This is a genomic window from Oenococcus sp. (assembly GCF_047725585.1).
Taxonomy (GTDB): Bacteria; Bacillota; Bacilli; order Lactobacillales; family Lactobacillaceae; genus Oenococcus; species Oenococcus kitaharae_A.
In genome coordinates, this window is record NZ_JBDNNF010000002.1 from 99137 (window position 1) to 112421 (window position 13285).

Genomic DNA, 13285 nt, shown 5'->3' on the forward strand with positions numbered 1-13285 from the left:
GCCATAAAGTATAAGCTTAAAATTTTAAGCCTACATCGTTTATCAGATGAACTACAAAAAATGGAGGAAACCAAATTGGCTGAAAAGGAACATTACGAAAGAACTAAGCCGCATGTTAACATTGGTACTATCGGTCATGTCGATCACGGTAAAACCACTTTAACTGCAGCTATCACTAAGGTATTGTCTGAAAAGGGCCTTGCGCAAGCCCAAGACTATGCCTCAATTGATGCCGCTCCTGAAGAGCGTGAACGTGGAATCACGATCAATACTGCCCACGTTGAATACGAAACTGAAAAGCGTCACTATGCACATATCGATGCGCCTGGCCACGCTGACTATGTTAAAAATATGATCACTGGTGCTGCACAAATGGATGGAGCTATCCTTGTTGTTGCTGCTACTGATGGTCCTATGCCACAGACTCGTGAGCATATTCTGCTTGCCCGTCAAGTTGGTGTTAACTACATCGTTGTCTTCTTGAACAAGACTGACCTTGTTGATGACCCAGAATTAATTGATCTTGTTGAGATGGAAGTTCGTGAACTTTTGTCTGAATATGATTTCCCTGGTGACGATATTCCTGTTATCCGTGGTTCTGCTTTGAAGGCTCTTCAAGGCGATCCTGAACAGGAAAAAGTTATTCTGCACTTGATGGATGTTATCGATGAATATATCCCAACACCAGTTCGTGATATCGATAAGCCATTCTTGATGCCTGTCGAAGATGTCTTCACAATCACTGGTCGTGGTACTGTTGCTTCTGGCCGTATCGACCGTGGTACTGTTAAGATCAATGATACTGTTGAAATTGTTGGCTTAAGAGATCAAGTTAAGAACACTGTTGTTACGGGTGTTGAAATGTTCCGTAAGACTTTGGATCTTGGTGAAGCCGGTGATAACATCGGTGCTTTGCTTCGTGGTATCAACCGCGATGATATCGAACGTGGCCAAGTTTTGGCAAAGCCTGGTTCGATTCAGACCCACAAGAAGTTCAAGGGTGAAGTTTATATCTTGACTAAGGAAGAAGGTGGCCGTCATACGCCATTCTTCACTAACTATCGTCCTCAGTTCTACTTCCATACGACTGATGTTACTGGTGTCGTAGAATTGCCTGAAGGCGTTGAAATGGTTATGCCTGGCGATCATGTAACATTTACTGTTGAATTGATGAAGCCTGTCGCAATTGAAAAAGGTTTGAAGTTCACTATCCGTGAAGGTGGCCATACTGTTGGTGCCGGCACTGTTTCTGAAATTGATGACTAAGTAATTTGAAAATCGTTTTGCTTATGCAGAGCGATTTTTTTATTAACTTATTTAATTATTGTTCAACGCTTGACTATATTTTTAATCCTTGTTACGATCATATAAATTAAGTTTGTCGTTAGGAAAGAATAATTTATGGTCAGTATTAACGGAGAAATATTTAGGCAGAGGAGAAAAGAGATGCAACTCAGCCAGATGCAGCTTGCGGATGGGATCGCGTCTCAGGGAACGATTAGTTCTTTGGAATGCTTTGGCGCGTTGCCTTGTATGAGGATTTTAGAGGAGATTATGAATCGCCTCCATCTATCGCTTGAAGATGTGATGTCAATAAATCCAGCATCTTCGGCTTTGAATAATTTGCAAAAAGAATTGGATAACGAACATTATCGTCGTGTGTTTGATGGCCTGGAAAAGGTTAATAAGAATGATTTCGTGTTTCCCAAAGATAAGCAGCGGCTGCTTTATCTGAAGGCTTCAGCCTACTTCCATAGCGGTCAAATTGAGGATGCCTCTTTTTGGTGTGATCAGCTGATGCAAATTCCCGACAAAGATAAAGATCCTTTATATCACGCCTTAGTTCATACGATTAAGGCACAAATTTGGCAGCAGAAAAATGATCTTTATAAAGCCAGTGTGTGTTTTCAAAATGTTGAAGAATTTTTGTTGTCGAAAAACGACAGAAACAATGAGCTGGCTAGCAGTTCTATGCATGGCTATGTACGTATGTATCAAGCTTTAGCAGAACATGCTTTAATGAATCAAAACCCCGAGAAGGCACAAAAATATTTAAGACGGGCCTTTAAAATCCTGCATGCAGAGCATTCCAGCTGGCACTTAGGAGAATTATTGATTATTGATGCTGAAATTGCTGGAGAGCGGATGCTGGACAAAGAAAAAACGGCCTCAATTATCGCTGCTCAGCGTCTTTATGAAATTATGCCAAGTCCGAAATTAGGCCGTATGCTGCAAAATGTGTCATCAAAATCTCGATTGTTTGTTTCCACGAACAAATGATTGAGATTTTTTTTAATCTCTTGACATACGAACAGGTGTTCGTATCATTTTAAGTAGGGAGATGTCTAATTATTTTAACAATGAAGAACGCCGCGTTATTTTTGCGATTGACAGTAAATCTTTTTATGCCAGCGTGGAGGCTAAAGAATACCATTTAAACCCCTTACGCGCCGCTATTATCGTAGTCTCTACCGGGCCCAATGTCGGCGGAGGCGGCCTGATTTTGGCCACGAGTCCAATGGCTAAAAAGTTATACGGCTTGAAGTCTAATGTCAGTCGTTTGCGGGATCTGCCTAAAGACGTTAAAAATCTGTTAATGGTGCCGCCGCGTATGAATCTGTATATCCATGTTAATTCGCAAATTAACGACATTTATCGAGAATATGTTGATAATCGGGATCTGCATATCTACTCGATTGATGAAAGTTTTTTGGATATGACGCAATCTTGGCATTTATTCGGTGATACACCCATGCACGTTGCCCGCCGCATTCAAAAAGAAGTGCATGATAAGACGGGCATTTATACAACGGTCGGCATTGGCGATAATTTAACACAGGCTAAAATTGCGATGGACATTTATGGCAAACATAGCACGACTTTTGTCGGGGAGATTCATTATGAGACCGTGCCGGATAAATTGTGGCCGATTAATCAATTAAATAAGGTCTGGAGCATTGGCGACCGAACGGCTAAAAAGTTGGAAAGAATCGGTATTCATTCTTTGGCGGATTTAGCACATCACGATCCCTATGATTTAACCAATAAATTTGGCGTCATTGGTGGCCAGCTGTATTTATTATCTTGGGGCATTGACCGAGCCGTGATTGCTGATAAGACACGCCCAAAAGAGAAATCGTATGGTAATTCGCAAGTTTTGCCGAAAAATTATACAAAGGCTTCGGAAATCGAGGTCGTACTCAGAGAGATTTCTGAACAGGTAGCTGCAAGAATCCGTAAACACCATATGCAGACCAGGTTGGTACATCTCTGGGTTGGCAATGAATATACAGATGGTGGCTTTTCCAAGCAGACGCGCATTATTCCGACCAATGAAAGCCGTATTCTCAATCATGCTGTGATTGATTTGTTTCGAGCGAATTGGAAAGGCGATCAGATACGCAATATTTCGGTTTATTTTGGCGATCTGCTGCCGGATAATTTCGAGCAGCTGGATTTTTTCAGAACACCGGAACGTCAGATGCAGGAGAGAATTTTAGACAAAACTGTCGACTCGTTGCGTTTGAAATTCGGCTTTACAAAACTAGTCAAAGCATCGTCGACCTTGCCGGGCGGTACGGCCATCCAGCGGGCCGGACTGGTTGGCGGGCATAATGGCGGCAATAGTTATGAGTAACCCTTATCCTAATTATGATCCTCGGATTCGTGATCAGTTTATCCGCAATTATCGCGATCGCGGCATGATGAAGTGGGGTGGCTTTTATTTATCCGATCATACACGCGTGATCGAGAAAAAAGCTAAAAGCCGGCGGGCAAACGAGAAACGCCGTTTACAAAAACAAATGGATTTCCAGAAGATTTCAGCTAATCTATTTAGTGCTTTTGCTAACGAAAAAGAGGTCAGCGTGCAGCTGGCCGAAGAAAACAAGGATCATTATGCGGCTCAGACGATTGTGGGCTTCGTACAAGGATATGGCGACGATGGCGTTGTGATCGCTGGACAAGTGGTTGCTTATGACGACATCTGGAATTGCAGCATTATCAACTAATTGTTATATACAAATAGTTTAGCTATGATAGCTGCAGCACTTAAAAACGGGATTAAGGGCAGTATTTGGACTTTTTTCAAGCAGCAGCAAGCAATAGCAGATAGACTGGCGAGTAAAATCGTGACCGCAAAAGTGATTGGCTCGACCATTAGGTAAAGGATTAAGAGAACCGGGAGATCACCGCTGCCCATAGATCGCCGATAACAAATAAAAAAACTGCAGAATAGCGTGATGGCTAGCAGCGAGGCCACTGTTTCTAATTGCCAATGGCAGACTAATTCGAAAATAATGACTGGATATAGAATAGCGGCATGAGCTCGGCGATCGTATAAATCTTCGCAGCTTAAAAATAAGCACAGGCAAATTAAAATCAGCCAATCAAGCTGGTCGGAAAATACGATGAATAATATACCAAAACAAGCTTCGAAAATAGGGTAGCGCGTTGGAATGCTGCAGCGGCAATATCGACAGTGTCCTGCTGAAATCAGCCAGCCGATGATCGGCGTCAGCGACAGGCAATCCAAACGATGCTGGCAGTTGTCGCAAACAGAAAAGCCCCTTAGGCTGATCTGCCGATTAATCCGATCCGCTAAGCACATAATGAAAGAAGCCATACAGGCACCCAAAATAAAGAAAAGTATCAGCACTTTTCTTATTACGGAATTTCGGTATTAATTCATGACAAAACAACCATCAAATTTCATAAAAATCGGCGATCCGCGTTTTATCCAAGATTGGCAGTTTGAAAAAAGCCAGGATGCTCAGATTGTTTTACGCCGAATGCTGGATGCCAGTGTTTTTCAAAGAGGGAGTGACATCCGTCAGATTTCTTTGGAGGCACTTTTTAATGGTCAGTTATCACCAGCCGACCCTTTTTGGCAGCAATTGGCGCACTTAGTTCAGCAAGCTTTTCCTTTAGGACTTTTCGATCAGCAGTTAAGTTCGGCAGAAAAAGTTTTGGCTCAACGTGTGCATCAATTCAGGTATTTGATCGACAGCTGGTTGGTCAGTTACGTTCGCAGTCTGTCAGGGCAAGCCAGTGATCGTCAAAAGCTCATCGATTATCTGAAGACCTTCCCAGCTGCTAAGGAGCGTTGGTCTATTGGCAGCCCCCGTTTGCACGAAAAAGAATTGCGACCAGATTTAGCCGGGCATACGCGTTTTTATCTAAAAAAGGTTAACTACAAGATCCTCATCAACTTTCATGTAGAATTTATTTTAACGGAGGAGGGGCGCTTTTTAACTATCTTATCTCCGGAACCAGGCGCGGTTATTAATGGAGCTTCTTTTAATTTTGCTGACGGCAATGACTATCATGCTAATCAAACTACTGCTTGGAACCATCACCATAGCCGGCATTTCAATTTAGATATCGAACCTGTCTCACACTATGATCCGGAGTTTCGTTTAGTACTTTTGAAAACTTATCGTGCGCCGAATTTAAAAGAATTTTCACGCGGCTGTTTGCTGCGGCCAGCGATCAAGACAAGAAGTGCGCGACTGGCTAAGAAATTCACGCGCAGCGTACACGAAAATTGAATTCATTTGTCAAGTCATTAACCTTGACACGGTTATTTCGATGGTTTATGATATTTCAGTAATTAATTACTAGGAGAAAATATGTCTGTTAAAATCCGTTTGCATTTAATGGGAACTAAGAAGCGTCCCTTCTACCGTGTTGTTGTCGCTGATTCCCGTGCCCGCCGTGATGGCCGTTTTATCGAAGAAGTCGGCTACTATAACCCAATCGTTACACCTGCTGAAATTAAGTTGAATGAAGATGAAATCTTCGCTTGGCTTATGAAGGGCGCTCAGCCGACTGATACTGTTCGCAGTTTCTTGTCTAATGCTGGTCTTATGAAGAAGGTTCATGAGGCAAAATTAGCGGCTAAAAAAGCTGCTAAGTGAGAAATTCCGCCATTCAGGCGGGATTTTTTGTATGATTTAATAGAGATGAAAATGCAAGCCCAGCCACAAATTTATTATGCGTCACTACCTTTTCAAGACTGGTCATTCAGTTATTTTTACACTGATAAAGGGTTGATTTTCACGACTTTTCAAGCTGATGCTGTGGATGCTTTTCGGAAACGGTTCACTAAAGCCGGTATTCCATCACCACAAAAAAATATTGCAGCCGATCGGCAGTTTTCAGCTTACTTTGCCGGTCGTCAAACGCAAGTAGATTTGTCGATTGACTGGGATTTTTTGTCTTTGAGCGATTTCAGCCGGCAAGTACTGACAGCTTTGCAGACGGTCACACACAGAACTAGTTATAGCGACCTAGCAGATAGGGCTGGACAAGCAAAAGCAGTGCGGGCAGTAGCGAGTGCCGTTGGCAAAAATCCTGTCGAAGTCGTGATTGGCTGTCATCGGATTGTTCACCAGTCTGGAGAATTGGGGCAGTATCGGGACGGTGTCATCATTAAACGAGCATTATTGGAATTGGAGGAACGAGTTGGCCAAACTGCGAGTCGGAAAAATTATTAATACACATGGCATCAAGGGTGAATTGAAGGTCGATGTTGTCACAGATTTTCCCGATCAGCGTTTTGCTAAAAAGGCCAAATTATTTGTGGCTGATAAAGAATTAACTGTTTTATTCAGCCGGCCTTTCCAGCAATTCTGGCTTGTGACGTTTGTCGGATACGAAGATATTAATTTGGTCGAGCAGTATAAAGGGGAGGATATTTTTGTCGACGAATCAATCTCTCAGCCAAAAACATTACCCGGCGAATTTTTAGTGTCTCAAATTCTCGGTCTGAAAGCAGTGGATGAAAATGGCCGCCTTGTTGGCCGAATTGTTGACAGCTTTCATACTGGCGCTAACGATGTTTGGACGGTTAAAAAAGCTAATGGCAGAGAAATTCTCATTCCCTACATTGATCAAGTCGTGAAAAAAGTAGATCTGGATGCCAAACAAGTCATAATCGACTTGCTGGAGGGCTTAGATGAAGATTGATGTACTGAGCTTGTTTCCGGAAATGTTTGACTCGCTGCGTCAATCGATGATCGGCAAGGCACTGGAAAAAGGGATTATCGATTTTAAAGTCACGAATTTTCGTGACTATACATTAAATAAGCAGAAGCACGTCGACGATCTGGTCTATGGCGGTGGTGCGGGGATGCTCCTAACACCGCAGCCTATTTTTTCTGCCATGTCTGCCATTGAAGCTGATAACCAAGGCGACCGCGGGCACGTGATTTTAGTTGATCCGGCAGGCAAGCGTTTTGACCATCAGACAGCTCAGCGTTTGTCCAAATACGAGCACCTGACCTTTATTTCCGGCCATTATGAAGGCTATGACAATCGTATCCGCCAGTTGGTTGATGAAGAAATTAGTCTAGGAGATTATGTCTTGACCGGTGGCGAGCTGCCGACCATGGTGATTATTGACGCAACGGTACGTTTTTTGGACGATGTTTTGGGCAACGCTGATTCGGCGGCAGACGATAGTTTTCAAAACGGTTTACTAGAGGAGCCCCAATATACACGTCCAGCTGATTTTCAGGGCATGAAAGTACCGGATGTCTTAATCAGCGGCGACCATGAGAAAATCCGGCGTTGGCGTTTAAAAGAATCTTTGCGGCGGACTTACCTGCGCCGGCCAGACCTATTAGTACATAAACAGCTGACTAATGAAGAACGCGACTTTCTAGATGATATAAAATACGAGGAATCTCTTGATTCCAAGCGATGAAAACTGATACAATACAACTTGGCTATTTTTTGCCAATTACTAACATTGCGCTGTTGTGCCAAGGTATTTAATATCAATGTTTTCGTTGGGAGTATAAAATGAAACAGAACCAATTATTAGAAAAGCTGACGCAGTCACAGTTGCGTACCGACATTCCAGACTTTCGTCCTGGGGACAATGTTAAGGTTTATGCCCGTATTGTCGAAGGCGAACGCGAACGTGTCCAATTGTTTGAAGGCGTTGTCGTTAAGCGCAAGGGATTTGGTATCACGGCCAGCTATACCGTTAGAAAAGTTTCTTCCGGTGTTGGTGTGGAGCGTACCTTCCCGCTGAACTCACCCCGTGTTGATAAGATCGAGGTTACTCGCCGCGGTCATGTCCGTCGTGCTAAGTTGTATTATTTGCGGGCACTTCGCGGTAAGGCAGCTCGTATTAAGGAAAACCTTAATTTTAAGGGCACTGCCAAGAAGACTGCAGCAAAGTAATATTGGAAAGGGGCTCAGAAGAGCTCTTTTTTTATCGGGAAAATTGATGACAAAGATTAGAAGAATTCAAAATAAAATTCCTCAGCTATTTTTACAACTGCTGATTCTCGTGTTTACAGCTTTTTTAGAAGTGATTGCAATGAATATGTTTTTGACGCCCAGCCATATTTTTACGGGCGGTTTCAATGGTATTTCGCAGCTGCTTTCCTTAGCCAGCCGGCGTTTATTTGCCTATCAGATTAATACAGGAATTTTCTTACTGGTTAGCAGCTTGGTTATCGGCGTGATTGGTTGGAAACTAGTCGGATCGCGTTTTACAATTCTCAGTACGGCCAACTCTATTTTCACATCTTTGCTGATTTTGTATGTGCCTGTGATTGATGTTGCCAAAAACAGTTTGCTAGCTTCATTATTTTCCGGCGTCTTGGTCGGTATGGCTACGGGATTATCGATGCGTTTTGGTTTTTCTACCGGCGGCATGGACATTATTGCTATGATTGTCCAGAAAAAGACCGGGCGCTCTGTGGGTGTGATCAGCAATACGATTAACGCGGCAATTGTGCTGATTGCAGGCATGTTTATCGGTTGGCCGAATGCTTTGTATACGTTAATCGGAATTTTTGCCAGCGGGCAGGTGATTGATGCGATTTATACCGGCCAGCGCAAGCTCACAGCCTTGATTGTCACTGAAAAAGCCGATATACTGACGAAAACCTTGCAAAAAGAGCTGGTACGCGGCATTACGATACTCCCATCGGTTGGTGCTTTTTCGCATCATCAGTCATCGACGCTGATGATGGTAATTAACCGCGTAGAGTTATATGATATGGAGAATATCGTGCGAGAAATAGATCCGCATGCTTTTATTGATATTCTTAGTACAATATCTGTCAGCGGCCTTTGGCTGGATGCGGACAGACAGGCAGATATTAAAAACAGAAAGGTGGACGAAGATGCCATACATTCAAATTGATATGCTGGAAGGGCGTTCTGCTGAGCAGATTAAGAAGGTTGTTAAAGATATTACGGAAGTGATGGTCAATGACGCCAATGCATCAGCTGATGCGGTCAACATTGTCGTACGTGAGTCCAGCAAAGATCATATCGCAGTCGGTGGTGTTCTTAAATCAGAAATGTAACAATTATGTAACATTAAAAAAGTGCTTGTTCGTGCCGGATAGGCACTTTTTTTAAATAAAAACTAAAATTGTATGTTACAAGAAAGTTTTTTTCAACCATACGTTCGTAAAAAACGCGATTAATTTCCACTCAATCCAAACACTTGTTTGAAAAGGAAACAAAATTTTTTGTAATACCTCTGCAACCCAAAGAGGCTCGTAAGCGACTAGAATTTGAAGCATACGAGGTAGAAAATGAAAAAAGCTTCTTTAAAATCCAAAGCATTGCTCACAGCTATTTCTGCATTGAGCGTTACTGGTACAGCAGTTGTTGCTGCCCAGGCTAAAATGTATACGGTTAAAGCCGGTGATTCACTCTGGTCTCTCTCGCAAAAAAGCGGCTTAAGCGTCAGTGAATTGGCCAGCCGCAATAATATTGTTAATCCAAATTTGATTGTTGCCGGCCAAACACTCGACATCCCTGATCAGGCATCTTCAGCCGCTGCTACACCAGCTCAGCAGGCAGTCGCAGCATCATCCAGCGCCCCTGTTGCAACGGCGCCAGCGGCTAACAGCGGATCTGCAAAGACTATTAGTTATACGGTTAAAGCCGGTGATTCACTTTGGCAGATTGCACAGAATACAGGTGCACAGGTAAATGATCTGCTTCAGTCAAATGGTGGCAAGAGCCTGATCACAATAGGGCAAGTGCTCCAGATTAAGCTGTCCGCAGATAGCCAGGCTGCACCTGTCAGCAGCGCACCGGCAGCAGCTAGTTCTGCTGCTGCGTCATCTGCACAAAGTGCCTATAATTCATCAGTTGCTGCCAGTCAGGCAGCTGCGACAGCTGCAGCAAGTGCCTACGATGCTTCTTCGGCAGCGGCTGCAAGTGCTGCAGCCAGCACACCGGCAAGTGCAGCGCCGGTTAAACCTGCTGCACCGGCAAAATTGGGCGTTTCTGCTCAAAGCGGTACTGTAACAGCGATTATTAATCTGGCTCTGCAGTTGTCAAGACAAGGTATTCCTTATGTTTGGGGAGGCCACACGACAGCTGGATTTGACTGCTCCGGCTTGGTTTCCTATGTTTTCCAGCATGCTGCCGGCATTTCGATGACGCCATATACTGTTTCACAAGAGGGTTACGTGTCCAAACATGCTGTGTCAGCAGCTAAACCTGGCGATCTCTTATTCTGGGGAAATGCTGGTGCTACTTACCATGTTGCCATTTATATTGGGAATAACCAATATGTGGCTGCACCGGTTCCTGGCCGCAACGTTGAAGTTGAGACAATTTCAAGATATTTCATGCCGAGTTTTGCAGGTACAGTTATCAAATAAGTATTAAAAAAAGACCGTCAGGTCTTTTTATTTTATCAAGACAACATCTTCAGCGACTGTCCAAGGATCCAAATTGTTGATGTGATCGTAATACATGATACCGCGCAGATGATCAATCTCGTGTTGGAACACAATCGCCGGATAATCTTTTAATCTGATTGAGTGGTGCTGACCGTTTTCATCATCGTATTCTACAGTAATTTTATCAGCTCTCAGCACTATTCCAGGTGTATCCTCATCTTTGGATAGACATCCTTCTCCGGCTTCTAGAGCGGCTCTTTTTACTGATTCTCGCGTAATTTGCGGGTTGAAGACGATTCCCTTAAAGTAAGGAGCCGGGTCTTCTTCTGGATTTAAGGCGGGGATCAGCAAGGCTGTCATTTGCAAGGATTTATCGACTTGCGGGCCGGCAAGTCCGACACCTGGCCTCAGATGGTATTTTTCATTTTCTTCTTTATCTTGGGAAACCTCTAAAAACTCAAGCATCCGATGTCCGAGTTCCTTGACTTGAGGATCTAGCGGAAACGTTACGGGGGCTGCCTGTGCGCGTAATATCGGATTTCCATCACGTACAATATCTTCCATTAATATCATATTTTCAATTGTATACCAGACTAGCCAATCGTCCAATTATCGTGTATCATAGTATGTCAGTGGCTGCATAAGCGGCTTTTTGTTTGTAAAGGATTGCGAATGGTAAAAACAAGAGAAAATATCAGAAATATTGCAATTATTGCCCATGTCGATCACGGTAAGACGACCTTAGTTAATGAGATGCTCAAGCAGTCGGATACGTTTGACTCTCATACTCAGATCGCTGATCGGGCAATGGATACAAATCCAATTGAAAAGGAACGCGGCATTACGATTTTGTCAAAGACGACTGCAATCAAAGTCGGCGATAAGCAGATTAATATCGTTGATACGCCCGGACATGCGGATTTTGGTGGTGAAGTTGAACGAATCATGACCATGGTTGATGGGGTTCTTTTGGTCGTGGACGCTTTTGAAGGTACGATGCCTCAGACGCGTTTTGTGCTGAAAAAAGCTTTTGAACAGCACCTGACTCCGATTGTTATCATCAATAAAGTTGACCGCCCTGGTGCCCGTCCTTTGGAAGTTGTTGACGAAGTGCTGGATCTCTTTATCGAACTTGGTGCAGATGATTCAATGCTGGAATTCCCAGTTATTTACGCATCGGCAATGAATGGCACGAGCAGCTTTTCACCGGATGTCAGCAAGCAGGAACATACAATGAAGCCGATTTTCGACACGGTATTCAAGACAATTCCGGCGCCGGTAGATAATTCTGATGAATCCTTGTTGTTCCAAGTGGCTATGCTGGACTATAACGAATTTGTCGGCCGTATTGGCATCGGCCGTGTTGTTCGCGGCAAGATCAAAGTTGGTGATAATGTCACCGTTATGAAACTGGATGGGTCTCGGAAGAATTTCCGCGTGACACGGTTAATGGGTTTTTTGGGACTCAAACGAATTGATATCAATCAAGCTGAAGCAGGTGATTTGATCGCCGTTTCCGGCATGGAAGAAATTAATGTTGGTGAAACTGTTTCAGCGGCTGATCATCCTGAGGCTTTGCCGCCACTGAGAATTGACCCGCCAACACTGCAGATGACCTTCCGCACGAACGATTCGCCTTTTGCAGGCAAAGAGGGTAAGTTTGTGACTGCCCGCCAGTTAGAAGACCGTCTCAAGCAGGAACTTCACACTGATGTTTCACTGCGTGTGGACGATACTGATATGCCAGGTATTTGGACTGTCTCTGGCCGAGGCGAACTGCATCTGTCAATTCTGATTGAGACCTTGCGCCGTGAAGGCTTTGAGCTGCAGGCCGGCCGTCCAAAAGTTATCTATCGCGAAATCAATGGCCAGCGCTGCGAACCTTTTGAAGATGTTCAGATTGATACGCCAGAGGAATACTCCGGTGCCATCATTCAAGCTTTGTCTGAAAGAAAAGGCGAGATGCTGAATATGGAACCTCAAGGTAACGGCCAGACACGTTTGCACTTCGTTGCACCGTCTCGCGGTTTGATTGGTTATTCTAACGAATTTTTGAGTTCAACACGTGGATACGGTATTTATAACCATACATTCTTGGATTACCGGCCAGTGATCACTGGATGGAATCCTGGACGTCGCAATGGCACACTAGTTGCAATCAGCCAGGGGACTGTAACGACTTATGCGATCATGCAGATTGAGGATCGTGGTACTGTCTTTGTTGACCCTGGTACCGAAGTTTATGAGGGCATGATTGTTGGTTCTAATTCGCGTGAAAATGATATTTCTGTCAATATCACACGAATGAAAGCACAAAGTAACGTCCGTTCTTCAACTAAGGATCAGACTGCGATTATTAAGACACCAACGCATCTAACTTTGGAAGAATCAATTGAATTTTTGAATGATGATGAATTGGTCGAAGTAACGCCTGAGCATACGCGTCTGCGCAAGATTATTCTGCAGACTAACGAACGTGAAAAAGTTGGCCGTCATAAGGGCAACTAAGCGGTATAAAGCCTTGAGGATACTAGCTGTCTTCAAGGCTTTTATTTTGTCTTTTTAGTATCGTCCCTGTAACATTGTTCTTCTAAAATAATAATATCCATTATTGT

Annotated in this window: 16 protein-coding genes; 14 read left to right on the plus strand and 2 right to left on the minus strand. The window is 43.7% G+C overall.

Features of this window, described 5'->3' with window-relative positions:
* Positions 1 to 75 precede the first annotated feature (75 nt).
* The 4 genes from tuf to ABF487_RS02925 all read left to right on the plus strand — a co-directional run bounded on the left by tuf (position 76) and on the right by ABF487_RS02925 (position 4010).
* A complete protein-coding gene (gene tuf / locus ABF487_RS02910) occupies positions 76 to 1266 on the plus strand; it encodes an elongation factor Tu (RefSeq protein WP_007746813.1) in 1191 nt (396 codons plus the stop codon).
* A gap of 180 nt (positions 1267 to 1446) precedes the next feature.
* Positions 1447 to 2280, plus strand: coding sequence for an XRE family transcriptional regulator (locus tag ABF487_RS02915; protein ID WP_263778657.1), 834 nt, complete (start codon positions 1447 to 1449; stop codon positions 2278 to 2280).
* A gap of 61 nt (positions 2281 to 2341) precedes the next feature.
* Positions 2342 to 3637, plus strand: a complete 1296-nt coding sequence (locus ABF487_RS02920; protein WP_415634434.1) for a Y-family DNA polymerase — start codon at positions 2342 to 2344, stop codon at positions 3635 to 3637.
* A complete protein-coding gene (locus ABF487_RS02925; protein ID WP_415634435.1) occupies positions 3615 to 4010 on the plus strand; it encodes a DNA polymerase III subunit alpha in 396 nt (131 codons plus the stop codon). Before ABF487_RS02920 ends, ABF487_RS02925 begins: the two co-directional genes overlap by 23 nt.
* On the opposite strand, the gene ABF487_RS02930 is transcribed toward ABF487_RS02925, so the two are convergent.
* Positions 4007 to 4657 carry a prepilin peptidase gene (locus ABF487_RS02930; protein WP_415634436.1) on the minus strand — a complete coding sequence of 217 codons (651 nt, stop codon included), beginning with the start codon at positions 4655 to 4657 and terminating at the stop codon, positions 4007 to 4009. The two genes, ABF487_RS02925 and ABF487_RS02930, sit on opposite strands and share 4 nt — an antisense overlap.
* Positions 4658 to 4688: 31 nt before the next feature.
* Here ABF487_RS02930 and ABF487_RS02935 point away from each other — a divergent pair, with 31 nt between their 5' ends.
* The 9 genes from ABF487_RS02935 to ABF487_RS02975 all read left to right on the plus strand — a co-directional run bounded on the left by ABF487_RS02935 (position 4689) and on the right by ABF487_RS02975 (position 10649).
* A complete protein-coding gene (locus ABF487_RS02935; RefSeq protein WP_415634437.1) occupies positions 4689 to 5549 on the plus strand; it encodes a DUF3114 domain-containing protein in 861 nt (286 codons plus the stop codon).
* A gap of 81 nt (positions 5550 to 5630) precedes the next feature.
* A complete protein-coding gene (rpsP, locus tag ABF487_RS02940; protein ID WP_007746800.1) occupies positions 5631 to 5918 on the plus strand; it encodes a 30S ribosomal protein S16 in 288 nt (95 codons plus the stop codon).
* 45 nt (positions 5919 to 5963) lie between these two features.
* Complete coding sequence (locus ABF487_RS02945) at positions 5964 to 6497, plus strand: methylated-DNA--[protein]-cysteine S-methyltransferase (RefSeq protein ID WP_415634438.1); 534 nt, start codon at positions 5964 to 5966, stop codon at positions 6495 to 6497.
* Positions 6466 to 6969 carry a ribosome maturation factor RimM gene (rimM, locus tag ABF487_RS02950; protein ID WP_415634439.1) on the plus strand — a complete coding sequence of 168 codons (504 nt, stop codon included), beginning with the start codon at positions 6466 to 6468 and terminating at the stop codon, positions 6967 to 6969. Before ABF487_RS02945 ends, rimM begins: the two co-directional genes overlap by 32 nt.
* Complete coding sequence (gene trmD, locus ABF487_RS02955; RefSeq protein ID WP_415634440.1) at positions 6959 to 7708, plus strand: tRNA (guanosine(37)-N1)-methyltransferase TrmD; 750 nt, start codon at positions 6959 to 6961, stop codon at positions 7706 to 7708. Before rimM ends, trmD begins: the two co-directional genes overlap by 11 nt.
* A 98-nt stretch (positions 7709 to 7806) precedes the next feature.
* Entirely contained in the window at positions 7807 to 8193 is a 387-nt protein-coding gene (gene rplS / locus ABF487_RS02960; RefSeq protein WP_263778666.1) for a 50S ribosomal protein L19, read from the plus strand.
* 46 nt (positions 8194 to 8239) lie between these two features.
* The gene (locus ABF487_RS02965) at positions 8240 to 9166 is read left to right on the plus strand and encodes a YitT family protein (RefSeq protein ID WP_263778667.1); all 927 of its coding nucleotides are present in this window, start codon (positions 8240 to 8242) and stop codon (positions 9164 to 9166) included.
* Complete coding sequence (locus ABF487_RS02970; RefSeq protein WP_415634441.1) at positions 9147 to 9332, plus strand: 2-hydroxymuconate tautomerase; 186 nt, start codon at positions 9147 to 9149, stop codon at positions 9330 to 9332. The genes ABF487_RS02965 and ABF487_RS02970 overlap by 20 nt, the downstream gene beginning before the upstream one ends.
* Before the next feature lie 234 nt (positions 9333 to 9566).
* Entirely contained in the window at positions 9567 to 10649 is a 1083-nt protein-coding gene (locus tag ABF487_RS02975; RefSeq protein ID WP_415634442.1) for a LysM peptidoglycan-binding domain-containing protein, read from the plus strand.
* Between the two features lie 27 nt (positions 10650 to 10676).
* Here the strand turns inward: ABF487_RS02975 and def are convergent, their stop codons facing one another.
* The gene (def, locus tag ABF487_RS02980) at positions 10677 to 11234 is read right to left on the minus strand and encodes a peptide deformylase (RefSeq protein ID WP_415634606.1); all 558 of its coding nucleotides are present in this window, start codon (positions 11232 to 11234) and stop codon (positions 10677 to 10679) included.
* 108 nt (positions 11235 to 11342) lie between these two features.
* Here def and typA point away from each other — a divergent pair, with 108 nt between their 5' ends.
* The gene (typA, locus tag ABF487_RS02985; protein ID WP_263778669.1) at positions 11343 to 13178 is read left to right on the plus strand and encodes a translational GTPase TypA; all 1836 of its coding nucleotides are present in this window, start codon (positions 11343 to 11345) and stop codon (positions 13176 to 13178) included.
* The last annotated feature ends 107 nt before the right edge of the window (positions 13179 to 13285 follow it).

Bases quoted from the DNA above. Each gene is read 5' to 3' on its own strand.
- ABF487_RS02915 (WP_263778657.1), top strand. From the start codon at position 1,447: ATGCAACTCAGCCAGATGCAGCTTGCGGATGGGATCGCGTCTCAGGGA.
- ABF487_RS02920 (WP_415634434.1), top strand. From the start codon at position 2,342: ATGTCTAATTATTTTAACAATGAAGAACGCCGCGTTATTTTTGCGATT.
- ABF487_RS02925 (WP_415634435.1), top strand. From the start codon at position 3,615: ATGGCGGCAATAGTTATGAGTAACCCTTATCCTAATTATGATCCTCGG.
- ABF487_RS02935 (WP_415634437.1), top strand. From the start codon at position 4,689: ATGACAAAACAACCATCAAATTTCATAAAAATCGGCGATCCGCGTTTT.
- rpsP (WP_007746800.1), top strand. From the start codon at position 5,631: ATGTCTGTTAAAATCCGTTTGCATTTAATGGGAACTAAGAAGCGTCCC.
- ABF487_RS02945 (WP_415634438.1), top strand. From the start codon at position 5,964: ATGAAAATGCAAGCCCAGCCACAAATTTATTATGCGTCACTACCTTTT.
- trmD (WP_415634440.1), top strand. From the start codon at position 6,959: ATGAAGATTGATGTACTGAGCTTGTTTCCGGAAATGTTTGACTCGCTG.
- rplS (WP_263778666.1), top strand. From the start codon at position 7,807: ATGAAACAGAACCAATTATTAGAAAAGCTGACGCAGTCACAGTTGCGT.
- ABF487_RS02965 (WP_263778667.1), top strand. From the start codon at position 8,240: ATGACAAAGATTAGAAGAATTCAAAATAAAATTCCTCAGCTATTTTTA.
- ABF487_RS02970 (WP_415634441.1), top strand. From the start codon at position 9,147: ATGCCATACATTCAAATTGATATGCTGGAAGGGCGTTCTGCTGAGCAG.
- ABF487_RS02975 (WP_415634442.1), top strand. From the start codon at position 9,567: ATGAAAAAAGCTTCTTTAAAATCCAAAGCATTGCTCACAGCTATTTCT.
- def (WP_415634606.1), bottom strand. From the start codon at position 11,234: ATGGAAGATATTGTACGTGATGGAAATCCGATATTACGCGCACAGGCA.
- typA (WP_263778669.1), top strand. From the start codon at position 11,343: ATGGTAAAAACAAGAGAAAATATCAGAAATATTGCAATTATTGCCCAT.